At 67.4% G+C, this 21880-nt stretch carries 20 protein-coding genes; 6 read left to right on the top strand and 14 right to left on the bottom strand.

Annotation, left to right across the window (positions count from 1 at the left end):
• Positions 1–20: 20 nt before the first annotated feature.
• The 4 genes from ACX9TP_RS20665 to ACX9TP_RS20650 form a co-directional block, all read right to left on the bottom strand.
• Complete coding sequence (locus ACX9TP_RS20665; RefSeq protein ID WP_482981437.1) at positions 21–857, bottom strand: exonuclease/endonuclease/phosphatase family protein; 837 nt, start codon at positions 855–857, stop codon at positions 21–23.
• Positions 858–1312: 455 nt separating this feature from the next.
• Positions 1313–1918: a response regulator transcription factor gene (locus ACX9TP_RS20660; protein ID WP_482981436.1), complete on the bottom strand. Its 606-nt coding sequence runs from the start codon at positions 1916–1918 to the stop codon at positions 1313–1315.
• Entirely contained in the window at positions 1915–3018 is a 1104-nt protein-coding gene (locus tag ACX9TP_RS20655; RefSeq protein ID WP_482981435.1) for a sensor histidine kinase, read from the bottom strand. Before ACX9TP_RS20655 ends, ACX9TP_RS20660 begins: the two co-directional genes overlap by 4 nt.
• 10 nt (positions 3019–3028) lie before the next feature.
• Complete coding sequence (locus tag ACX9TP_RS20650; RefSeq protein WP_482981434.1) at positions 3029–4825, bottom strand: CIA30 family protein; 1797 nt, start codon at positions 4823–4825, stop codon at positions 3029–3031.
• Between the two features lie 245 nt (positions 4826–5070).
• Here ACX9TP_RS20650 and ACX9TP_RS20645 point away from each other — a divergent pair, with 245 nt between their 5' ends.
• The 3 genes from ACX9TP_RS20645 (at position 5071) to ACX9TP_RS20635 (ending at position 10675) form a co-directional block, all read left to right on the top strand.
• Positions 5071–5307: a DUF6289 family protein gene (locus tag ACX9TP_RS20645; protein WP_482981433.1), complete on the top strand. Its 237-nt coding sequence runs from the start codon at positions 5071–5073 to the stop codon at positions 5305–5307.
• 331 nt (positions 5308–5638) lie between these two features.
• Positions 5639–6781, top strand: a complete 1143-nt coding sequence (locus ACX9TP_RS20640) for a TPM domain-containing protein (protein WP_482981432.1) — start codon at positions 5639–5641, stop codon at positions 6779–6781.
• 360 nt (positions 6782–7141) lie between these two features.
• Entirely contained in the window at positions 7142–10675 is a 3534-nt protein-coding gene (locus ACX9TP_RS20635) for a CHAT domain-containing tetratricopeptide repeat protein (RefSeq protein WP_482981431.1), read from the top strand.
• Here ACX9TP_RS20635 and ACX9TP_RS20630 read toward each other — a convergent pair.
• From ACX9TP_RS20630 to ACX9TP_RS20610, 5 genes are all read right to left on the bottom strand, one after another.
• Positions 10617–11303: a DUF4136 domain-containing protein gene (locus tag ACX9TP_RS20630; protein ID WP_482981430.1), complete on the bottom strand. Its 687-nt coding sequence runs from the start codon at positions 11301–11303 to the stop codon at positions 10617–10619. The two genes, ACX9TP_RS20635 and ACX9TP_RS20630, sit on opposite strands and share 59 nt — an antisense overlap.
• A gap of 237 nt (positions 11304–11540) precedes the next feature.
• Positions 11541–12170: an IS66 family transposase gene (locus tag ACX9TP_RS20625; protein WP_482981429.1), complete on the bottom strand. Its 630-nt coding sequence runs from the start codon at positions 12168–12170 to the stop codon at positions 11541–11543.
• Complete coding sequence (locus ACX9TP_RS20620) at positions 12074–12820, bottom strand: hypothetical protein (protein ID WP_482981428.1); 747 nt, start codon at positions 12818–12820, stop codon at positions 12074–12076. Before ACX9TP_RS20620 ends, ACX9TP_RS20625 begins: the two co-directional genes overlap by 97 nt.
• 16 nt (positions 12821–12836) lie before the next feature.
• Positions 12837–13217, bottom strand: a complete 381-nt coding sequence (tnpB, locus tag ACX9TP_RS20615; protein ID WP_482981427.1) for an IS66 family insertion sequence element accessory protein TnpB — start codon at positions 13215–13217, stop codon at positions 12837–12839.
• The gene (locus tag ACX9TP_RS20610) at positions 13211–13615 is read right to left on the bottom strand and encodes a transposase (RefSeq protein WP_482981426.1); all 405 of its coding nucleotides are present in this window, start codon (positions 13613–13615) and stop codon (positions 13211–13213) included. The genes tnpB and ACX9TP_RS20610 overlap by 7 nt, the downstream gene beginning before the upstream one ends.
• A gap of 141 nt (positions 13616–13756) precedes the next feature.
• Here ACX9TP_RS20610 and ACX9TP_RS20605 point away from each other — a divergent pair, with 141 nt between their 5' ends.
• Positions 13757–13975, top strand: a complete 219-nt coding sequence (locus tag ACX9TP_RS20605; protein ID WP_482981425.1) for a hypothetical protein — start codon at positions 13757–13759, stop codon at positions 13973–13975.
• A 14-nt stretch (positions 13976–13989) separates the two neighbouring features.
• On the opposite strand, the gene ACX9TP_RS20600 is transcribed toward ACX9TP_RS20605, so the two are convergent.
• Positions 13990–14700, bottom strand: coding sequence for a hypothetical protein (locus ACX9TP_RS20600; RefSeq protein WP_482981424.1), 711 nt, complete (start codon positions 14698–14700; stop codon positions 13990–13992).
• A gap of 702 nt (positions 14701–15402) precedes the next feature.
• Here ACX9TP_RS20600 and ACX9TP_RS20595 point away from each other — a divergent pair.
• Positions 15403–15567, top strand: a complete 165-nt coding sequence (locus tag ACX9TP_RS20595; protein ID WP_482981423.1) for a proline and serine-rich protein 1 family protein — start codon at positions 15403–15405, stop codon at positions 15565–15567.
• Between the two features lie 94 nt (positions 15568–15661).
• On the opposite strand, the gene ACX9TP_RS20590 is transcribed toward ACX9TP_RS20595, so the two are convergent.
• Positions 15662–16996, bottom strand: coding sequence for an agmatine deiminase family protein (locus tag ACX9TP_RS20590; RefSeq protein WP_482981422.1), 1335 nt, complete (start codon positions 16994–16996; stop codon positions 15662–15664).
• Positions 16997–17196: 200 nt separating this feature from the next.
• A complete protein-coding gene (locus ACX9TP_RS20585) occupies positions 17197–17700 on the bottom strand; it encodes a hypothetical protein (protein WP_482981421.1) in 504 nt (167 codons plus the stop codon).
• A 40-nt stretch (positions 17701–17740) separates the two neighbouring features.
• Between ACX9TP_RS20585 and ACX9TP_RS20580 the strand changes: the two genes are divergently transcribed.
• Complete coding sequence (locus tag ACX9TP_RS20580; RefSeq protein ID WP_482981420.1) at positions 17741–18319, top strand: IS4 family transposase; 579 nt, start codon at positions 17741–17743, stop codon at positions 18317–18319.
• Positions 18320–19114: 795 nt separating this feature from the next.
• On the opposite strand, the gene ACX9TP_RS20575 is transcribed toward ACX9TP_RS20580, so the two are convergent.
• Positions 19115–19918: a hypothetical protein gene (locus ACX9TP_RS20575; protein ID WP_482981419.1), complete on the bottom strand. Its 804-nt coding sequence runs from the start codon at positions 19916–19918 to the stop codon at positions 19115–19117.
• Positions 19919–20111: 193 nt separating this feature from the next.
• The gene (locus ACX9TP_RS20570) at positions 20112–21737 is read right to left on the bottom strand and encodes a peptide-N4-asparagine amidase (RefSeq protein ID WP_482981418.1); all 1626 of its coding nucleotides are present in this window, start codon (positions 21735–21737) and stop codon (positions 20112–20114) included.
• Positions 21738–21880: the final 143 nt, after the last annotated feature.

Genomic DNA, 21880 nt, shown 5'->3' with positions numbered 1-21880 from the left:
CCGCGGGTGTGCGGTGAGGCTCAGAACGTCACGGTGATTCCGGCGTGGTCCGACGCGTGGGCGACCCGTGTGTGCACGAACACCTGGGCACTCGCGTCGGTGATGGAGGCGTCATTCACCACCCAGTAGTCATAGGGATGGACGTTGGTGGTGTTGACGTAGGTGCCCGGGGCCGCGAGGGCGGCGCGGGTATGGAAGCGCTCGTCGGAGCCGCGCGGCCGCTTCCGCGTGCGCGGCTCGATGTTGAAGTCACCGCCGATGATGACGGTGGCATTCGTGTAGTTGCCGCCGATGGCCGTCCGGGCCCGGGTGGCCATGACGTTGAGGCTCTCGAACGCCGCCGTCTTGTTGCCCAGGTTGTACATGTTGTGCATGAACGCGATGAGGTAGCGCCGGCCCGTGGCGGCGCTCGTGCCCGCGATGTATGCGAGGCCGCGGGTGTCCGCCCCCATCGCCACCCCGAGGGGCAGCGGAAGGACCTGGTTGACGACGAACCCGGGGGTCGTGTCGTGGGCCGTCCAGGAACGGTTCATCGGGTTCCAGAGCACCCGGCCGACGTGCGCGACGGGGAACGCGACATTGTCCCAGGCGATGCCGATGAACTCGCGCCGGCCCAGCGCGGTGGTCCCCACCTCGACGATGACCAGACGGGTCAGACCGGCATCCAGCGTCTGGGCGAGCAGTGGCAGGTTGGCCAGCGAGGCGGGCCCCGCGTACAACACCTCGGTGAAGCCCGCCGCCCAGTAGGTCGCGCCGGTGATTCCGTTGATGGCCCCCAGTGCACCGGTGAAGGTGGCGTTCCGCAGGGCGGACTTCCCGCCATAGTCGAACATGTTCTGGTGGAAGATGCGGACCATGTGCACTCCAGGGGCTGGGGTCGTGGTTGACGCCCCGGAATGCACTTCGCGGACCGCCGCGCGGTCGCCCCTCTACGGCTGCGCTCCCCGGGGACGAGCCCGTGGATGCGTCTGCCTGGAACGCCGCTGCGTCTTCCCGGAACGCCGGCGGTGCCGTTCCACTCAGCGAGAGACGACCGTCCAGCCCGCGCTCCCCGGGACGTTCCAGGAGCGGTCCGCGGCACATGCGCGCGGCGGACTGCTGGTGAGGTGACAGATGGGGCGCCGGGTGGATCTCCCCGCGGGCGGAGCGCGGCCCGCGTAACGCCGGGCCGCATCGCCCCGCGCTTCGACGCGCGTGGTCGCCCCCTCATTTCGGGAGCACGCAGGGGCCGGCCGCTGAAGGGAACGCGTGGGCCGTGCGCCAGGCCGGTGGAGATGCCGCTCAGTCCCATTGGGGTACGCCGGCCCGCGACTTAGAGCCAGCCTGCTTCGCGGGCGATACGGAAGGCCTCGATGCGGTTGCCTGCATTGAGCTTGCTGATCGCTTCCGAGAGGTAGTTGCGTACCGTTCCCTCGGACAGCGACAGCTGCTTCGCGATATCGGCGCCGCTGCGGCCTTCGCCTGCCAGCCGCAGCACCTGCCGTTCGCGCTCGCTCAGCGGGTCCTCCGCTCCGTTCCAGCTTTCCAGCGCCAGCTCCGGCGCGATGGCCCTGCCGCCCGAATGCACCGTACGGATGGCGGCCGCCAGCGATTCGGACGGCGCATCCTTCAGCAGGTAGCCGCGCACACCTGCCGCCATGGCACGGCGCAGGTAGCCGGAACGCGCAAAGGTCGTCACGATGATGACCCGCGCGGCAGCATGCCGTTCGGCCAGCGCGGCGGCCAGCTCGAGGCCCGTCATCCGCGGCATCTCGATATCGGTCAGGACGATGTCCGGCGACAGCTGCGCACACATGGCAAGCGCCTCCTGTCCGTTGCGCGCCTGCCCCACCACCTCGAGGTCGGCCTCCAGCTTGAGCAGTGCGGCCAGCGCGCCCAGCACCAGCGACTGGTCTTCCGCAATCAGTACGCGAATCATGCGATACCCGTTGGCAGGCGCAGCTCGAGCGAGAGCCCGCGCGCCACTTCCACGCGCAGCTGCCCCCCCAGCGAGGCTACACGTTCCTGCATGCCGCGCAGGCCATTCCCCTGCTCCAGCGCCTGCAGCGAGTCGAGCTTCCTTCCGTCATCCCTGATGTGGCAGACCACCACGCCGTCCTGCAGGCTCACATTGACCTCGCAACGCTTTGCATCCGCGTGGCGCAGGATGTTGGTGACCGCTTCGCGCAACGACAGCGACAGGACGCTTTCCGCCGTAGCGGGCATGGCAAAGGCCTGGACCCTGGCGTCCAGCGTTACGTTCGCGGCGGCCAGTGCGGCACGCGCCTGCGCCAGCTCATGCGCGAATCCGGTCTGGCGGTAGCCGCTGACGGCGCTGCGCACTTCAGCCAGCGCCTGTCGTGCATTGGTCTCAATGTCCTTGATCTCCCGGCGGGAGGCTTCGACATCACGGTCCAGCAGGCGGCCTGCCAGCTCAGCCTTCAGCGTGATCAGCGATAGCGTATGCCCCAGCAGGTCATGCATATCGCGCGAGATGCGTTCCCGTTCGGCGATGCGGGCCAGGTGTTCCACTTCCTCCTGCTTGCCCAGCAGCTGCCGCTGCTTGCGCTTGACTGTGGCCTCCATCACGCTGGCGATGCCCACCGGCGTACCGATAACAAGCGTGGGCAGGAGGAAGCTGAGCGGCAAGTCGACCGTCAGCGCAATCAGCGTCGCACCGCACAGGATCAGCGCAATCGTGCCGTAGGCGTAGCGTCGGTTCTCGAGCCCCGCACACATGCCGGAAGCAAAGATGAAGAATGTGCAGGCGCCGAAGTTGAACGGCGCCCAGGCCAGACCCAACGCGAAGGTTGCGAGCAGCACGGGGACGAGGCGCCTGTTGCGCAACCAGAAGCTGGAAAAGTACATCGGCACGAAGACGATGAGCGTCAGCGCCAGCATCGCCAGCTCCAGCACGGATGGCCGGATGTAGAAGTACTTCCACACGAAGAAATTCAGCGACAGCAGCCACAGATACGGCGCCTTGCCTACCGCGGGCGGCAGCCATGGCCCCTCCAGCAATCGCCGTATCCTGTCCATGCGGGTCTCCCTATTCTTCCGTGAGGCGGACGTCGGCCAGCTGGAACCGATAGTCGCCCGGCTTGGGTCCTGCGTTGAACGCCATCATGGTGAGCGCGCTGGCATCCACCCCCTTGAAGGCCGACAGTGGCATCACGACCTCGGTCCAGCCCTCCCCCGCCGTGAATGGCTGGCTGACAGGGATTGTCACTCCCTTCGACATCATCGACACCGCGTAGCTCTGGCCGTCGCCGCGCACGCGGAAGCGGAGCACCCTGGCAGCGCTCAGGTCCACTGCCTGCATGGGCTGCGAGCCCGGAACGAAGGCAATGCCGGCCCACGGGTAGGCGAAGCCGGGACGCACGTTCGCGCTCACTTCCGCGGCGTGCTGGCCGTCAGCCTCCACATAGGCCAGCTTCGAAATCGACTTTCCGCCCATGAAGTTGTCGCTGGAAGGCATCCAGCCCATGCCGAAGGGGCTGCCCAGCTTCTGTTGCGTGAAGAGGCTGATGCGTCCTTCCGGCGGCAGTGCCAGGGCCATGCCCGGCTGGGTGCTGGCTTCCTCCGCCACGGCCTTCAACCGCGCGGCACGCAGCGGTGAAACCGGCGTACCGTCCTTCCACACCTCGACAATGCTGCGCGTCGCGCGGATATCCGCCGTTGGGTCGCCATCCACCAGCAGCAGGTCGGCCTTGTAGCCCCTGGCGATGCGGCCGCGCTGGGGCAGGCGGAAGGCCTGCGCCGGGACGCTGGTTGCGGCGGCCAGCACTTCGGACGGAGTCATGCCTGCCTGCGTCATCGACAGCAGCTCATGGTGCATGCTGGCGCCGTACTGGGTGCCTGCATTGCCCGCGTCGGTCCCCGCCAGCAGCGTGACGCCCGCGCCGCGCAGCGCCTTCACCACGGCGCGCGGCGCACGCAGCTTCTCGGGCCGCGCGGCATGCCCATGGCTGGTCTTCAGGGACGACACCTGCTCTTTCAGCAGCAGCGCCATCAGCGAGCGGTCCTCCAGCACATCCTGTTCCTGCACGCCCGCGATACTTTCCATGACACTGAAGGTCGGGATGATGAAGGCCTTGCGGCCGCGGGCCAACTTCGCAAATGCGGCCAGGTCGTCCGGCGCGATGTCTTCGCCCACGAAGAGGTGTACCAGCCCATCGGCGCCAGCTTCAAGCGCGGCGCGCGCGCTGGCCAGCGTGGCGATATGGACCACCGCCAGCTTGCCGCGGCGGTGCGCAGCGTCCACCAGCGCCTTCATGGTTGGCAGGTCCAGGCTGGGCATCGGATGCTCGTCGTTGCCCGGTTCCAGCACGATCTTGATGAATGCGGAGCCCTCGGCGATGCGGGCATCGACCCAGGCCTGCGCTTGTTCCGGCCGGGTCAGCGTGGGGATGGGAATACCGTACTCGGTGCCGTGGCCGCCCGGCACGGTGGCGAGCGTACCGGCGGAGAACAGGTCAGCGCGGTCGTGGTTCTCGCCGCGCTGCATGCGCGCCGTCATCTCCTGCATGATGGAGACGCCGGTGAACATGTCGATCTGGGTGGTGACGCCGAACAGGAGCGGCAGGTCCAGATAGCGGTAGGCATGCACGTGCGAGTCGATGAGGCCCGGCATCAGCGTGCGGCCCTTGCCTTCGATGAGGGTGGTACCCGCACGCGGCGCTCCGCGGAAGTCGGGATCGGCGATTCGGGTGCCGTCGATCAGCACATTGCGGTGTTCGTGCGTACGCTGTCCGTCGAACACGCGCACATCGCGGATCAGCGTGGTGGCAGCGGATGCGGGCAGCGCCGCGCTGAGAGCTGCAGCCAGAAGCAGTGGTCTGAACATCTTCTTCCCCCTGAGGTTTGGTGGGAGAAGTATCCGGTGGCGGCCTTTCGCCCAGCAGAGCAAAACGCCATCAATCCAGCATGACAAATGTCATCAACCCAGGTGCGGGTTGACGAAGGCCAGCGGACCGACGCCCTCCCCAGGATTCTTGCGCGGCTGGCCGCGAAAGTCCGGGAGCCATCTTGCATATGCAATTCGATGCCACCTAGCGTTCGAGGTCGCAGTCCTTCCCTTGGAGGCCGTAGATGAAGAAGCTGCTCTTTGGCGTTGTGCTGGCGGTTCCCGCGCTCGTGGGCACTGGAATCTTCGCTTATGCCCCGGAGGCCGAGGCGGCTCCGTCTCATATGTGTGAGTGGGACTACTTCTCGGATGACACCTATTCGGAGATGGTGGGCAACGAGACCCAGACGTGCAGCGGACGGAGTTATCTCTCAGGCATCCGGACCTCGTACAGCCGTCTGGTGTACTGCTTTCCCTGTTAGGGAAAGCCTTGCCGGGCGGATACGCATTCCGAGGTAACGCCCCTGCAACGAGAGCCGGGCTCCGCCGTGAGCCCGGCTTCGTCGCCTGCGCCGGTGCAGGCCGCGCCGAAGATGACGGCTTCACCAGATGCGCGGTTGATGATTCGTCAGGGGTCGTCGCACCCGTGTCGATGTTGATGCGCAGGCTCACGCCAGAGGCGTGAGCTTCTGGAACAGCGCGACTGCTTGGGCCTCAACACCACGCCAACTGCGCTGGGCCCTACGCCCGGGGGCACTTTCGCTCCCGCACCGCACTGGAATAACGTCCCAGCCCGTCTGCCGAGGGGGGCACATGGTGAAGACGTGCGCGCTGGTGCTGTTGCTGCCGGTTTTCCTGCTGGGCAACGGCCCTCCTCCTATCGACCGGCCCGTGGAGGACACCGTCGGCCTGCTGTCCCCTTCCGACCGGGAGGCCGTGGCCAGCGCCCTGGTGCAACTGCGCAGGGAGACCGGCGCGCAGATGGCGGTGCTCATCGTGGGCACCACCCGCGGTGAGCCCATCGAGGACTACGCCATGCGCGCCGCCGAGGCCTGGAAGGGCGGCGGCGCGGGCCGGGACAATGGGCTGCTCCTCGTCCTCGCGGCGCATGACCGCCGCCAGCGGCTGGAGGTGGGCTACGGGCTGGAGGAGTACCTGCCCGACGACGCCGTGCGCACCCTGCTCGAGGCGCAGGGGCCTTTGCTGCGCCAGTGGAACTACCGGGGCGCGCTGCTGGGCGTGGTGTCGGGCGTGCGCGCGCGCCTGCGGGGGGCGGACGGAGCGGTGAGCGTCCAAGAACCATGGAGCGAGCGGGAGGTGAACGACGCCTTCCTATGGATGATGGGCAGCGGGCTCGTCGCGGGGGTGCTCATCGGCTTCTGCTTCGGATCGTGGAGGGCCCGGCTCGGCACAGCGCGGCTGGCCGGGGCCGTGGGCGCGCTGCTGGGCGTGCCCATGGTAGCCATCGCCCTCTACGTGCAGTCCAGCCAGCGTCCCACCGAGCACTTCCTGCTGGCCTTCGCCGCCTTCGCCTTCTTGTTCTGCGTGGCGACACTGGTCGGCCTTCGCTCTTCCCGCCCCGGGGGCCTGGTCGTGGGCGCGGTCACGCTCGTGGGTGGCGGGGTCGCCTTCACGTGGCCGCCCCCCGACCTGGTGGTCCCGGTCTTGGTGCTGGCTAGCGTCGCCGGGGTCATCTTCGTCATCGCCTGCGGGTTCTGGGCCGTGTTCCAGGCCTTCTTCAAACATCGGCCTTCAGGCAGGCATGGCCGCGGCGCATCTTCGAGTTCCTCCGAGTCCTCCTGGTCGTACTCCTCCGGCTCGTCGGGGTCGTCCTCCTCCGGCTCGTCGGGGTCGTCCTCCTCCGATTCGTCATCGTCTGGAAGCTCCAGCTCGGACAGCTCCTGGGAGGGCGGAGGCGGCGACTTCGGCGGAGGTGGCGGGGGCTCCTCGTGGTAGCGGAGCGGCCCGCCCGTCGCGTGTGGCCGGGTCGCCAGTCCGCGGCACCAGTCCCGTGCGTACGCATAGGGCGAATGGGCGGGGTGTTGAGGGTGAGGGCTGATGCTGAGGGGCGAGGAGGGAGTGCGACCCTTGCCGGAACGGTGGAGCGATTGTGAAGCACCTGGGCTTGCCCACGGCGAGTGCTCAGGTGGCCCCTGGGCGAGGGCCACCCGCCCTATGCGGCTGTCCAGGTAGAGGTTGAGAGTCGTTTCTGCGGCCTCCCATTCTTCCAATATCCTGCATCATTTTCCAGGTCGCCCCCTCTAGAGGGAGGGAAGCTGAACGTTCAGTGGCCGCGCTCTGGGCCGGGGGTGAGGCATGCGGCAGGTGCTCAAGTGGATGTCATTGGTGGTCCTGGGCTGTGCAGCCACAGTACTGGCCGGAGAGAATCCCCCGGATGCGGAACTGCAACTGCAGGAGGCGCAGACGGCATATACCGAGGCGCAGACACTCTACGACGCAGGCCAGTACGCCGAGGCCTGGGTGCAGGGCGAACATGCGCGGGGGCGGGTAGAGGCGGTGCTCGGGGGCATGCATCCAGGAGTCGCCACATGCCTGAAGCTGCTCGGTAATATATCCCTGCTTCAGGGAGATTTTGACCGAGCCGAGCCACTGCTTCAACGTGCCCTCACCATTCGGGAAGCGGCCCTCGGCAAGAGCCATCCCGAAGTCGCCAAAGCGCTCCACGACCTCGCCCTCCTCTACCGGCAGCAGGGGTTGTACGGCCGGGCCGAGCCGCTCGACGAGCGCGCTCTCGCCATTCGGGAAGCGGCCTTGGGTAGGAACCACCTCATCGTCGCCGATTCGCTTCACGCCCTCGCCAACCTCTACCAGGCCCAGGGGGAGCATGGCCGGGCCGAGCCGCTCCACCAGCGTGCCCTCGCCATTCGGGAAGCGGCCGTCGGCAAGAACCATCCCGAAGTCGCCTCATCGCTTCACGCCCTCGCCAACCTCTACCAGATCCAGGGGGAGTACGGACGGGCCGAGCCACTCCACCAGCGCGCCCTCGCCATTCGGGAAGCGGCCGTCGGCAAGAATCATCCCGACGTCGCCTCATCGCTCCACAACCTCGCCAGCCTCTACCAGGCTCAGTCGAGTTACGGCAGGGTCGAGCCGCTCGACAAGCGCGCCCTCGCTATTCGGGAAGCGGCCTTCGTCAAGACCCATCCCGACGTCGCCTCATCACTCCACGTCCTCGCCAACCTCTACCAGGCCCAGGGGGAGTACGGCCGGGCCGAGCCGCTCCACCAGCGCGCCCTCACCATTCGGGAAGCGGCCCTCGGTAAGAACCATCCCGACGTCGCCTCATCGCTCCACGACCTCGCCCTCCTTTTCCAGGCTCAGGCGTTGTACGGCCGGGCCGAGCCGCTCGACGAGCGTGCCCTCGCCATTCGGGGAGCAGCCTTCGGTAGCAAACATCCCGAAGTCGCCGCATCACTGCACAACCTCGCCAATCTCTACCAGGCGCAGGGAGAGCATGGCCGGGCCGAGCCACTCCACCAGCGCGCCCTCGCCATTCGGGAAGCGGCCCTCGTCAAGAGCCATCCCGACATCGCCTCATCACTCCACGCCCTCGCCAACCTCTACCAGGCCCGGGGGGAGTATAACCGGGCCGAGCCGCTCCATCAGCGAGCCCTCGCCATTCGGGAAGTGGCCCTCGGCAAGAACCATCCCGACGTCGCCTCATCACTGCACAGCCTCGCCAGCCTCTACCAGGCCCAGGGGGAGTACGGCCGGGCCGAGCCACTCCACCAGCGCGCCCTCGCCATTCGGGAAGCAGCCCTCGGCAAGAACCATCCCGACATCGCCTCATCGCTCCACAACCTCGCCAACCTCTACCAGGCCCTGGGGGAGTACGGCCGGGCCGAGCCGCTCCACCAGCGTGCCCTCGCCATTCGGGAAACAGCCCTCGGCAAGAACCATCCCGAAGCCGCCTCGTCGCTCAACAGCCTCGCCTTGCTCAGGCTGGCCCAGCATCGCCCCGACGCAGCCGTTCCGCTGTTCACGCGTGCCTTCGCCATCTCCGAGCAGCGCCTGCGCCACGAGGCGCTCGACCTCTCCGAGGCGCGCCTGGCCAGCTTTCTCCAACTCCTGCGCTCTGACGAAGAGCGCCTCTATGCCCTGCTGCGCAAGCATCCCGATATCGCTAGCGTCAGGCGCCTGGCTCTGAGCGCTTCCCTGCTCCTCAAGGGCCGCACTGCCGAGGAGACAACCAGTATCTCCCAGGCCATCTACCGGAGCCTGGGCGCCGGTGAGCGCGAAACCTTCGAAATAAAGGGCCGCTTTGGCAAGGAGGCAGACGGTATCCCCGGGGCTACCTACCGGAGTCTGCTGGGCGCCGGCGATCGCGAAACCTTCGAGCGCTTGCGAGGCTTGCGCGCCCAGCAGGCCCGTCTCTCGCTCCAGGGCCCGGGCTCCCTCCCTCTGTCGGTCTACCAGCAGCAGCTCAAGGAACTCGCCAGTCAGGGAGATGCCCTCGAAGCCATCCTCGCCAGGCGCTCCGCTTTCATGCGCTCGCTGGCGGCCCTCCCGGCTCCCGCCGACGTCGTTGACCGGGTCGCGCAGGCCCTGCCCGGGGACGGGGCCCTCATCGACTTCATCTCTTATGCGGACCGCCCACTTCTGCCCGGGCCACGCCTTCCCGAGCCCCGCCTACACTACCTGGCGCTGGTGCTCTTGCCGGACACCCGGATTCTCACCCTCGACCTCGGCCCCGCAGCCCCCATCGACTCCGCCGCCTTGCGCCTGCGAGATGCCCTGGCCAACCGCGATGCCTCCTTCCAGACTCATGCCCAGGCCCTCTACCAGCTCGCCTTTCAGCCTCTGCTCCCGCTGCTGGGCAAGACCCGCCGCCTCTTCCTCTCGCCGGATGGCCAGCTGGCCCTGGTGCCCTTTGCCGCCCTTCGCGATGGCGACCACTTCCTCGTCGACACCTTCAGCTTCACCTATCTCACCTCCGGCAAGGACCTGCTGCCTCGCCCCCAGCAGCCTGTCCCCACTTCCTCCGTCGTCATCCTGGCAGACCCGGACTTCAGCGCTCCGCTCCAGCCGCCCGCCCCCTCCCTGACAGGGGCTTTCGTGTCAACCGAGCGCTCCGCCGCCCTTGAGCGCTTCTACTCCGCCCGGCGGGAGGAACTGGCGCGCCGTGACTGGAACCTCGTCCCACTTCCGGGGAGCCGTCAGGAGGCCAAGGCAATCCAGAGCTTGCTGCCCCAAGCCCAGCTCTTCCTCGGCTCGGAGGCCACCAAGCAGCGGCTGCTGCAGATGCCTCCCCCAGGCCTCCTCCACCTGGCCACCCACGGCTTCTTCCTCGAGGACGCTTCCACTCCCGAGGACTCCCGTGCCGTCGGCAACATCGAAACGCTGGGCGGAGACCCTCGGGCTCCACATGCTCCGGACCCCCTGCTGCGCTCCGGCCTGCTCTTCGCGGGAGCGAATGCGCCGACGCCCTCCAACTCCTCCCAGCCTCCGTCCGACAATACGCTGGCAACGGCTCTGGAGCTGGCCAGCCTCAACCTCTGGGGCACCCAGCTGGTGGTCCTGTCCGCCTGCGACACCGGCCGGGGCGACGTCAAGCTGGGCCAGGGAGTCTACGGCCTTCGCCGAGCCTTCGTGGTGGCGGGTGCCGAGACAGTGGTGATGAGCCTGTGGAAGGTGAATGACGACACCACTCGCCAGTTGATGGAGGCCTATTACCAGAAGCTGCTCGCGGGCCAGGGCCGCGCCAGTGCGCTGCGCGAGGCCATGCTCTGGCTGCGTACCACCCGGCCCCATCCCCACTACTGGGCTCCCTTCATCGCCCTGGGCCAGGATGCTCCGCTACGCGGGCTGGGGCCTGCATTGCCTCGATGAGCCCCTGACTTCGCAACTGTTCGATGAAACCCTCAACGAGAAGTTGAGCCTGCTGTTCCGAGTGTGCGTCCCCGCCTACCCGGTGGCTCCTCGTGCCCCGCGACGTTGCAGACCAGACCACTTCGCCCGTGGTTGCATCCAGCAGGCGCCAGAGAATCGTGTATTCGAAATAGGGAATACCGAAACTCTGCGTGGATCCAAGATAAGAATTGTAGAAACTGATGGTGAGCGTTTTGGTGTTCACCTCGGAGGGGAAGATCACCAGCCGGTACATCACGCCAAGTACATCCTCCGTCAGCTGGTTCCGCGCGACGATGACGCCCACCGGCACATTGAGTGACCAACCATCCCTGGCAAGGACCGGAGCTCGCTGGCCGGAGCGCGCGTCGCGGAACCACATCTGGGTGTTTTTCACGCCGTGGCGAGTCAGGGACGCCACCAGCTGTCCCCTGAAATGCTGTAGGAACTTCTCGCCGAGGTGGTCGGCCTGAAGATCCAGAAAAGAATACACGTAGACGTCGTTGAGCTTGAGCGCTCGTTGCTTGGGGACGTCGACGGTAAACCGGGGAGGGACCACCGCACAGCCCGTAAAGAGCAGTGCGGCTGCGAGAGCCACCCCGTACTTCATCGTTGCTCGTTGAGACCTGACTTGCATGTTCAGTATGGTTTCTCCAGGTGTGCCTCTTGACGGGAAGCAGTGGTGCTCCAGCCCTCTCGAATGAAATGAGCCGGCGCGGTGGGAAATGATGCAGGGAATCCGAGGCTGCTCAAACCGCCACGCCCCTCCCAAACGAAAGATCGTAAGTCCTCGCCGTGCCCCGTCCCGGCACCGAGCTGACCCGCCCGGGCCGCCCGGCGGGCGGGGTCAGCTCTGGACCTTCGGCAGCGTCACGGTGCCAGGGCTCTCGATGGCAGCGAGCGCAGCGCGCCGCAAGTAGTGGCCAGGCTCCTCACCGCGCAGGCGCGCTGTCTCGATGAGCGAGTAGAAGAGCGCCGCCACTTCGGTGCCCCGCTTTGACTTGCTGCCGTAATGGTTCTTCCTGCCAATCACCATGTCACGCAGCTGGCGCTCGACATGGTTATTGTCCAGCGGCACCTGTGGCTGAGTGAGGAAGACCGTCAGCCCACTCCACAGGTTCAGCATGTACTCAATGGCCTTGCGAAAGGCACTGCCAGGCAGCGCGCGCTGCGCGTGCGCCCAGTCTCGGATTCGCTCGGTCAGCGGCGAGGACTTCTGCTGACGCACGGCGAGCCGGTGCGCGAGCGCGGCCTGACGCTCCTCGCCCTCCAGCGCGTACCAGGCCGGCAGGTCCGCCTCGACGGCGTACAGCTCCCCAATGAGCTCCAGCACCTCTTTGCAGGCAGGGGCAAACTGCTGGGCTTCGAAGAATTTTCTCCTCACATGGGCCCAGCAGAAGGCCAGGGTGGCTGGACAGGGCCCGTCCGCGCCGGACTTCGTCGCCGTCTGGTACGCCGCGTACCCATCCACCAGCACGACGCCCTCGTAGTCGCCCAGCACGGTGCGCGCCGTCGCCCCGGAGCGGCTGGGGTAGATGCGGCCAGCGGCAGGTGAAACCCGTACTTCATGAGGGCCACGTGGACGGCGAAGTCCACCGAGTAGCGGCCACCCGGAATCAGTCGCGGTGGGGCCGGCGCCGTCAACGGCGTGCAGCCCTGGCCGCAGCGGTACTTCTGCCGGCGCACACGCCGCAGCAGGAAGCTTCGCTCGACGACGGTGATTTCCTCGCAGTCCTCCGTCTGGCCTTCCCACGCGTGCAGGCCGCTGCCACACAGGCCGCACACCCGGTCCGCCTCGTCCAGCGGCAGCAGCACCTCTTGCACCTTCAGCTCGGGCTGCGCTTTGGGGCCGTGGCCTTTCTGCGGCCTGGCACGCGGAGGCTTCGGCGGCCTGTCGCCTCGCTTCTCGCTGGAGGCGCCGAAGAGGCGCTGCTGCATGAGCGCCAGCTGCTCCTTGAGCTGCGTCAGCTCCAGCTGCAGGTGCGCCTGGGCGTCCTCGCCCTTGAGCCGGGCCACTTCCGCGACGAGTGCCTCCAGGCGCAGGTGCAGCCGGGCATTCTCCGCCTCCAGCAGCGCCGCCACCTGCCTGGCCGTCTCCAAGTCTCGCAGCTGCTCGACGCGCGTCATGACTACCTGACAGGTGCTACAAGGCACTGCCTACCGCAAGGACTTTCTCGTCCACCGCCGGAGGCGACAACCTCCACCTTCCGGCCAGCTCGCAGCCCTCCAGGAAGAGGGACAGCTCGCTCACCGTCAGCTCCACCGCCTGCGCGCCCTCCTCGCACCAGGGCCGAGCGAAGCGTCCCCGGAAGAGTCTCTTGGTGAGGAGCACCAGGCCCGTGCCGTCGAAGTGCAGCACCTTGGCCCGGCGTCGGCTGCGGCCGACGAAGAGGAAAACGTCGCCCTTGAGTAGCTGACGTCCCAACTGCTGCTCGACGAGGGCGCTCAGTCCGTCGAAGCCCCTTCGCATGTCCACCGGGGCCACGTCCGCGAAGACTCGCACCGCGCGCGTGGGCGTCAGCACTCCAGCTTCCCCAGCAACTGCGCGGCACTCTCAACGCTCAGGCCTTCGACTCGCCAACCGCTCGGCGACACCAGCGCCACCTGCTGCAACCCCGCCCCTACGCCCGCGGCCGGTCGCTCGCTGACTCGCACTGGCACCAGGGCCGCCCCCTTCTCAGCGGGCTTCGCACGGCGGTGCCCCGCGGGACGTCCCTTTCGCCACTCGTAGAGCGTCGGCCCGGACACGCCCAGCTTCTGCGCCGCGTCCGTCACCGTCCCACCCGCCGCCACGGCGCGCTCGGCATAGCGTACCGCAAAGGCTCGCAGCGCCTCGGGGAACGGCAACGAGCCGCTGCGCCGTCCGGCCTTCAGTCGCTGCGCCTCCTGTCGGAACTGCTCCAACTCCTTCTCCAACTCCACGGCTCACCTCCTGGTGCGTGGCCAATGGAGGTCTCACGAAATGCTGGAGCCCGTCGCGACGGGGCACGGCGAACACTTACGAAGTATCCGGTGGCGGCCTTTCGCCCGGCAGAGCAAAAAGCCATCAATCCAGCATGACAAATGTCATCAACCGAGGTGCTGGTTGGCGAAGGCCAGCGGACCGACGTCCTCGCGACGAAGACCAACCGGATACCCGATGAGGAGTTGAACATGATTCGCGTGCTACTCGTGGAAGGAGGAGCAGCACTTCAGCCCGCCGCTTCTCGAAGAGCAGCGAAGTCCCCGGCCGCTACAGCACTGAAAGGCGCAGCGGTGATGCTGCGCCTGAAAAGGAATTGAGCCCCGAACACCCATCACGGGTCTTGATTGGGGATGGTTCTGGGACAGGGGGCTTCCGATACATCCAGTCGGGTTCGCGTTCGCCCCGCGCACGTATAGGCGCAGTCCCACTTGCGAAGCGTCTCCATGAAGATCTCCTGATGGACCGTGCAGACACTCGGGTCCGCGAGCGCACGGATTGCGGTGTCGATGTAGGCCTGCATGTCCGCATCCGAGACTTCGGGGCGAATGGCCTGCAGGTGTGGGACCGCGTCCGTCCGCCCCAGGCTCATCAGGTCACTGATGGTCCATTGCAAGTCCCTGTCGTCCCTGTGCTCCCGGAGCCGGGTGGCGAGAATGGTCACCCTTTCATTCTCCGGGGCGATCTGCACCAGGCTGTTCAGGGCCGCGCGAGAGAGCTCGAACTCCGCCTTCGGACTCTTCGCAAGACGCTCGAGCACGTCCCTGGCGCGCCCCTTCCTCAAGAGAACGAGGCCCTTGATGGCGGCCTTCACCTCCAACGACTTGTCATCAGCGCCTGTTTCCGCCGCATTCGTCACCAGCTTTTCGAGGAGGGGCACGGCTTCCTCTCCGTGCCGCTTCAAGAATGCCTGGACGTTCTTGTCCGGAGCCTCGTCACCGCCATGGTCCAGCTCATCGGCTGCCACAGCACGCTCCAGCTCGCCCTGAAGGCGAAGCGCGTCCGCCGGCGCCATTGCAGGCCGGCAGGCGGTAACGAGCAGCACCAGGACAACCAGCTCAATTCGAGGCCGCACGACCGACCCTGTCGACAAAGTTCACCTCCTCGTCTGAAACATCGAGGGCGTTCGAGTCCTCCCTGGAAGTGGGAAACATCAACGATTGGGCGTTGAAAAGTATAGGACGGATAGGAGCCCTGTTGAGGGCGGCGGGCTGGTGAAGAGGGGCCAAGAAGGGCCGCTGGAGGGTGACACGCGGGCTGTGCGCCGGGCCGGAGCAGAGGCTGTGCCGCCCCTCGGGGCACATGCCGGCCCAAGCGGTCCAGCCAGGCCGCAGGGGCGTGGGCTTCCAGGTCACTGTGGGGGCTTGGGCTCAACACCACGCGCTCTGGGGTGGACCCTGTGCCGAGGCCAGCTTCGCAGGCCGCGAGGGCAATGCCAGGTGCTCCAGAATGGCGCGCCCCCCATCGGGGGCCGTCAGGTATGCCAGCACCCTCCTGCGGCCTCCACACCTCACCCAGGCGAACACGTCGAAGTCGAACGTCCTCCTCAGCAACTCGGCCCAGTCCACTCGCGGCGTTCTCTGCTTCATCCGCTCCGTTCTGGCCGCTGCCTCCTTTCCCGCTCTCGCCTCCTCCTCACCTGCTTGGGGGAGCGCCTGAACGAGGCGGTCGCCAAGGAGGGCTTCGCGGAGGACCGGATGCGCGTGCTCACCCTGGCCGCCAACGACAACCACTTCCTCATCTCGAGGTGGCGCAGCTCATCACCCACTTCCCCTACTCGCAGGACAAGCTCACCGTGGTGCGCAACCTGAAGCCGCGCATCCTCGACCCGGAGAACGGCTACCCGCTCTACAGCGCCTTCTCCTTTTCCAGCGACAAGAAGCGCCTCCAGGAAATCCTCGCGCAGCGTTGACGGGCCGGACGACGCGAGCGTGGCTGGAGCACCACGGGCGCCTCGGGATTCTTCCCGAGGCGCCCGTGGTCTTTTCACCGCACCGGCCCCGGCTTCAGCGGTACGTCATCGTCACGCAGTGCAGTGAGCCCTGGCAGGGAATGAGGCTGTCGGACTGGATGGGCACCACCTGCACGGCGCCCCGGCCGAACTCACGGTCCAGCTCGCGCTGGTACGTGGTGAGCGCCTGCTGCTGCTGCTGGGCGATGATGGCCTTGTGGGACTCCGGCACCCACTGGAAGACGGGCACGGCCAGCGCGTTGCCCACGCGGATGGAGTTCATGTACGTGGCCCACACGCGCTGGCTGGTGCCGTCGCACGGGCCGATGAGGGACTCCTTGCCGGTGCAGGTGGCGTTGAGCTGCTTGCAGTACGGCCGGGGCATGGGCACGCGCACCACGCGGTAGCCCAGGCCGGCCAGCCGCTGCGCGTTACGGTCCAGGATGGCGGCGTTGACGGCGTCATCCGCCGCTTCGTACTGGCCCACGAGGATGGTGCGCCGCGACAGCACCGTCATCCACATGTCCACGTGGTCGATGACGCCGCCCTCCATCGACTCCAGGGCGATGACGTTGCAGCCGTGGTAGGCGCCGATGACTTCGTTCAGCTCCTCCTCGGTGTAGCACCAGCGCGAGAAGCAGTTGCGCGTGTTGGCCTCGCGCCGCGCGCGGAAGCAGGTGCCCGCGCCGTCCGTCTGGAGGTTGCCGCCCTCCAGCCGCACCTGGGCCCGGTCCACCGGCATGCCGCCCCAGGCCGCCGCCAGCCGCGTGGGCGCCGCGTCGTCGTTGGTGCGTCCCGCCAGGTTGTTGCAGGTGTCGGACAGCTGCGGGTAGTAGCTCATGTCCACCATCCGCCGCTCGCCGTTCGCCCCGGCGACGAACTCCGGGCCGTAGTCGCGAATCCAGACGCTGTCGACGGGGACGTCCACCCACTCCACCTGGGCCAGCTGCGCCGCCGTCATCCCCCGGTGCTCCAGGCACGACTTCGCGCCCTGCTGGTGCTGGACGTCGGCCAGCACGGTGACGTGGACCCGGCCCACGCCGATGCGGATGAGCTCGGTCAGCTCCGGCACGGTGCAGCCATAGGACGGCCAGCCGATGAGCAGCCCCGTGGTGGAGTCCGCCTCGGAGGCGAATCCCACCTTGCGCGACGCGGCGGTGAACCCGTAGAGCTCCGGGTTGCACTCCCACGCATACGCCTGCGAGGCGCCCTGCGCGGGGTCCGACTCGGTGCGCGCCTTCTCCTCTTCCGTCAGCCCCCGCGGCATCATCGGCGACTCGTTGAGCGCCTCCCCGCGCGACGTCAGTGCCGCGTCGGACTCCAGCTCCACGCCGCCGCACCCCACGCTCGCGACGGCGAGGGTTGCGAACCACGGCTTCAGCCACTTCATGTGACATCCCCTTGGAAGGCCGGCGCGGGGGGAGACGCCGGCCGGTGTCGGCCCATGGCTCCCGGGACGAGCCAGGCCCCCGCGGGGCGCATCCTGGACGAGCGCTCCCACGCGTGTCGTTTCGCGGTGCGCCAGGGGTGGGCGCCACGCCGGTGCGGACGGGTGCGGACGCACCCTGGGGAATCAGCGCCCCGCCGCCTTCAGCTCCGGGAGAGCGCGTCCCACACGGCCTGCGCCTCCCGAGCGTCGGCGGTGCCATGGACGGCAGCTACCACACGGCCACGGGCATCGAGCACGAAGGCATACGGGGTGCGGCTGGTGGCCAGCCCCAGCGCCTTGCCCATGGCGCCGTTCTTGTCCAGCCACGTGTCGCCCCAGAAGACGCGAGGCACCTTCTCGCGGGCCTTGCCACGCACGGTGCCGGCGCTCACGAAGAAGGGCACCTTGAGGGTGAGGATGGAGGCGCGGTGGACGGACGCGGGCACGCGCGTCTTCGCGGCGTCGAACCACTTCCGCATCTCGTCACCGCCATCCTTGTCGGTGATGACGACCCGCAGCGTGGGCCGCCCCACCAGCTCACGGCTCCGGTGCGGGCGGTCCAGCAAGTCCCGGGTGGAGAACTCCGGGAGCAGCTCCCCGGGCCGGGGCACGGCGCCCGCGGTGGTGGCGGCGCGCAGCGCCACCGCCAGCACCACCCCCGGCACCTCGCGTCGTCCAAGCAGCGCGGTGGAGGCCTCCGGCCGAATGGGTGGTGTCCAGGGCACGGGCCAGGTGCGCGAAAAGTTGTTGTCCCATGAGGCCGTCACTCACCCAGACATTCTGAGTGGGCACGTGCAGGCGACTGCCGAGCGTTGTCACCAGCACCCGGTGGTGCTGTGCGTGCAGGACACCACGAGCCTGATTTTCGCTCATACGGTGGAGGGCGACGGAATCATCAATGCCATGGAGACCGTCCATGGGATGCTCGCCCTTACGGCCCTGGCGATTTCGGCGTCCGACCATGAGGTGCTCGGCGTGCTGTCCCAGCAGGTATGGGCCCGGCCCGGCAGGGTGCCCGCGGAGGAGACCGCGAACCAGCGACGGCACCGACGGCGCGAGAGTGAGAAATGGGCCGAAGGGGTGTGCCAGGTGTCCGAAGCCCTGGCCGCCGGGGTTGACGCCCGACAAGCGCTGCGCGCTCTGGCCTCGCTGGGCGGCTTCATCGGTCGCAAAGGGGATGGTGAGCCCGGCTGGCGCACGCTCTGGGCTGGCTGGCAACGATTGCTCCAAGCGGAACTGGGTTACCGCGCGGCCCTCGACCCTCCGTCTTCCTCTTCTGGGTAACGATGAGGTCCGTGGTGGGGTGAGGGGCGTCAGGTTTCGCGAATCACAGGCAGTCGAACCACGTGCCAGGGCCAGGTCCAGCAGACGCCCCCGTGGCATCGTTCACACTGAGCCTCGGGAGAATCGAGTATTGCGAGGGCCAGGTCTCGTTGGGCTCGTAGCAGCTATAGAACCTGCTCGCGCCTCCCTCCTGGGGAACCCCGTTGTAGTACTTGTTGGTGTCGTTCCGGAAAGTCGTCTGTGTCCAGAAGTACCTGTAGGGAGGCACGCCACCAGAGACCGACGCGGTGCAGGTCACGCCCGAGGCAGGTGGGCGAGCGCACGAGAGGGAGACCGTCAGCGCCGACAGAGAAGACACCTCCCCGTCAGCCTGCGTGGCCGCGGAATCGGCCACCGGCTCGCTGGACTCCCGCAGGTCTTCCGGAGCACCACCGCAAGCCCCCAACAGCAGCACAGCCGAACCCAGGGAAAGCCAGTCACGAATCGCGGAGCGCCGCATCGAGTCAACTCCAGGCAGATGGGAGCGCGGGAATGCGCTCCAGGCGCATGAATGCATGCCCTAGCTTTAACTCAAGAAAACCGCGAGCGTGTCTCGTTTCGGAGTTGGCCAATCGACATGGCTGCTCCTGGCTAGCGTTCATGCCGCACCGTGGCAACGACCACCTCGGAGAGCGCCAGCTTGCGGTCGCGGAGCTGGCGTTCGGCGTTGCTCCGCCGCGTCGAGTCCACGCCCCGGGGACCGCTCCCCAGGGCATTCGCGCTACCTGGACGTGAAGGAACCGGAGGACTTCTCACTCACGGGCAGGACGTGCCCGTGGCCGTCCAATTCCCCGCGACGCAGTTGTAGTTCTGGAAGTCCGCGCCGCAGACACTCTGGCCGCACGACACCGACACGGGGTTGCCAAGGTAGTCCGTGCCGCCCGTGCACTGGCATGTGCCACCACACCCGGTGCCCGTGGATACCCAATTCCCCTGGACGCAGTTGTAGTACTGGAAGTCCGCGCCGCAGACGCGCTGGCCGCACGACGCTGATACAGGGTTGCCGAGATAGTCCGTGCCGCCCGTGCACTCACAGCACTGGGTTGAGGATGGACACCGCGGCGGCGGAAAGATTCCGGTTTGAAAGTAGTAATAGCAGACCTCGCGGGCCGTCACGCGGATGTCTGTTGGAGCGAACTCGATCTCTTCGGGCGGCGTCACGAAGCACAGCGGACCGTGATCGTCGAGATGCCCAGCAAGGAAGCAATCCATGTACTGCTTGTTCTTACAGAGGCTCCAGTCGTTGATATTCAATACGTTGCAGTTCTGGCAGGTCGCGAGCTGTGAGAACAACCCGAAGCACGCATAGTCCTTGTTCGGGTCGTTGTCCTCGTCCCAGTCCCTATTACAACTCTGAGCGTCGACCGGCTCGTTGCAGCCGGGTTCGAACGGCTGCTGGAGGTAGTCGAAGCAGTCCTGCAGCGTGAGTGGATTCGTCGCGACCGCGGCGTGCTCAATCGTCCCCGCTTCCGCGTCTGCGTGGACCTCCGCATCATCCGGGACGACGCAGCTCGTGGTGAACAAGACTGCCAGCGCCACTTCTTGAAGGGGGTGTCGCATCCGTGCACTTCCTCGCGTGAGGGAAACGCCTTGACGGGCCAGGACGGATTGTGTGCGCTGTTGCAACTCGGCTGCAAGTCTCACACCGTCACCCGGGCGCATGCAGGCAGAAGCTCCCCAGGTCCAGAGCAGACCTCAAGACCCAGGGAGCTTCATCGCAGGCCTCGCGGCCTACGCCCCCGAAAGGGCATCCTCAGTCGCAGCCCTGGACGTCCTCGGTGACGAAGCCGTTCTTCGAGGAGATACGACGGTCGTAGCAGGCGCCGTTCTCCGTCAGCTGGTAGCGGTGGGTGGACGTTCCCACCGCGTTGCGCTGCGCGCGCGGCACACCCAGGTTGTACGCGGCTTCACCGGTGTAGACGTCGGTGAACTTCCGGTGCGCCTGCATGGAGGCCCCCCGCAGGGTGCGCGCGTCCTCCGTGTCGCTGACGGTGATGGTCGTGCTCAGCCGATTCTGGGGGTTGATGCCGACGATCCCATCGAGCACGAAGCGCTTCTCGGAGCGGCTCACCGTCGGAAGCCCTCCAGGGCTGTAGGCGATGACGATGCTGGAGTCGCTCCACGACGCCGTGAGCTGATCCGGGTTCTCCTGGTCCCCCACCCAGCGGTGCATGCTCGAGTTGGAGACGGACTGCTCCACGGAGGTCACCACCCTCCCCTTCGGGGTCTGGACATAGCCGGAGACCCGCAGGCGATGGCTGCCCCGCGTGTCCACCTGGTTCCAGCCATCCACCACCGAGTGCGCCGAAGCATTCGCCACCGGACCCACCTCGTGCGTCAGCAAGCCACCCGTGACGCGCGCGCTGCCCGGGGCGCGCCAGACGAGCACGCTCGTCGGCAGGTCCCAGCCGGGACGTCCCACGGGGACTCCCAGCACGGACACCTTGATCTGGTGCGGCAGGCCGTCGGTCAGCAGGCCGGCGAAGGGCGTGAGGTCATAGCGGATGGGGCGGACGTCGAAGGCGCGCGGCGCCGGCAGCACGTACCAGAGGAACGGGTTGGACCAGCCGCCCGTGTACACATGCGGGAAGGGCATGGCGATGCCAGCCACCCTGCCGTCCACCTCAATCTGCACCTCGCGGTACGGGCCGTCATCCGCGGGGCACGAGTACGGCACCACCGTCGGAGCGGTGATGTACCAGAACTCCTCGCAGCCTCCGCCCGAGCCCGTCGCATACACCTCCGCCACGAGCCGCTCCGTGTTCCGCGGCACCGTCACCTCACCGAGGAGCGCACTGCCCTCGCGGTGCGCGTTCGCCAGCGGCAGCACGTCGCTGGCCGTGTCCGCCGGCTTGTAGCGGCCCTGCGCCGGGTAGAACGTCAGGTACACCTGCACGTCCAGCACGCCGGTGTAGGTCTCGTTGACCACGTTGCCAATCAGCATCCACACGGGCTGCGGCGTCGAGAGCAGCGGCGCGTAGTCGGTGACGTCCTTCTCCACCACCCACTGGATGCCGTCGCGGGACGGCTCCGGCGTGGACGTCTTGAAGATGGCGACCCCGCCCACCTCCAGGTGCCCGAGCCGGTCGTACTGCACGCCCTGCACCTTGCCCTCCATGCGCAGCACCACCTTGTTCCAGGGCCCCGGGCAGCCCGCGGGCGGGGTGAAGGTGCTGGTGTACGGCGTGAAGTCGTCGAACTTCTCGTCGACGATCTTCACCGTGCACGAAGGCGTCGGCGGCTTTTCCACCGGACGGACCGCGGTGCGCGGGTCGTCCCAGTCGAAGCCGAACTCGGGAGGCGGGTCGGCGGCGTACGCAGGGGACATCGCGCAGAGCGCGAGGCCCGTCGCGGCGAAGACAGCGGAGAAACGTGTCACAGGCATCTCCAGGGCAGCGAGGAGGGCGCGCAGCCTAGCAGCCCCCTGGAGAAGTCACCGTGTCACTGTTGAAACCCGCTGGCGCAAGGTCCGTCGAGGACTCAGCGCCCCTCGAGGAATCCGGCCAGGAGGGCACGGCGAGA

The sequence above is a fragment of the Pyxidicoccus sp. M15 genome, assembly GCF_056858435.1.
This window is presented reverse-complemented; position numbering and strand designations above follow the sequence as displayed.

Excerpts from the sequence above, each read along its gene's own strand:
- ACX9TP_RS20640 (WP_482981432.1), top strand. The coding sequence starts at position 5,639 with ATGGTGAAGACGTGCGCGCTGGTGCTGTTGCTGCCGGTTTTCCTGCTG.
- ACX9TP_RS20620 (WP_482981428.1), bottom strand. The coding sequence starts at position 12,820 with ATGACGCGCGTCGAGCAGCTGCGAGACTTGGAGACGGCCAGGCAGGTG.
- ACX9TP_RS20655 (WP_482981435.1), bottom strand. The coding sequence starts at position 3,018 with ATGGACAGGATACGGCGATTGCTGGAGGGGCCATGGCTGCCGCCCGCG.
- ACX9TP_RS20575 (WP_482981419.1), bottom strand. The coding sequence starts at position 19,918 with ATGCGACACCCCCTTCAAGAAGTGGCGCTGGCAGTCTTGTTCACCACG.
- ACX9TP_RS20650 (WP_482981434.1), bottom strand. The coding sequence starts at position 4,825 with ATGTTCAGACCACTGCTTCTGGCTGCAGCTCTCAGCGCGGCGCTGCCC.
- ACX9TP_RS20635 (WP_482981431.1), top strand. The coding sequence starts at position 7,142 with ATGCGGCAGGTGCTCAAGTGGATGTCATTGGTGGTCCTGGGCTGTGCA.
- ACX9TP_RS20605 (WP_482981425.1), top strand. The coding sequence starts at position 13,757 with ATGTCATCAACCGAGGTGCTGGTTGGCGAAGGCCAGCGGACCGACGTC.
- ACX9TP_RS20580 (WP_482981420.1), top strand. The coding sequence starts at position 17,741 with ATGGGTGGTGTCCAGGGCACGGGCCAGGTGCGCGAAAAGTTGTTGTCC.
- ACX9TP_RS20645 (WP_482981433.1), top strand. The coding sequence starts at position 5,071 with ATGAAGAAGCTGCTCTTTGGCGTTGTGCTGGCGGTTCCCGCGCTCGTG.
- ACX9TP_RS20665 (WP_482981437.1), bottom strand. The coding sequence starts at position 857 with ATGGTCCGCATCTTCCACCAGAACATGTTCGACTATGGCGGGAAGTCC.
- ACX9TP_RS20660 (WP_482981436.1), bottom strand. The coding sequence starts at position 1,918 with ATGATTCGCGTACTGATTGCGGAAGACCAGTCGCTGGTGCTGGGCGCG.
- ACX9TP_RS20630 (WP_482981430.1), bottom strand. The coding sequence starts at position 11,303 with ATGAAGTACGGGGTGGCTCTCGCAGCCGCACTGCTCTTTACGGGCTGT.
- ACX9TP_RS20590 (WP_482981422.1), bottom strand. The coding sequence starts at position 16,996 with ATGAAGTGGCTGAAGCCGTGGTTCGCAACCCTCGCCGTCGCGAGCGTG.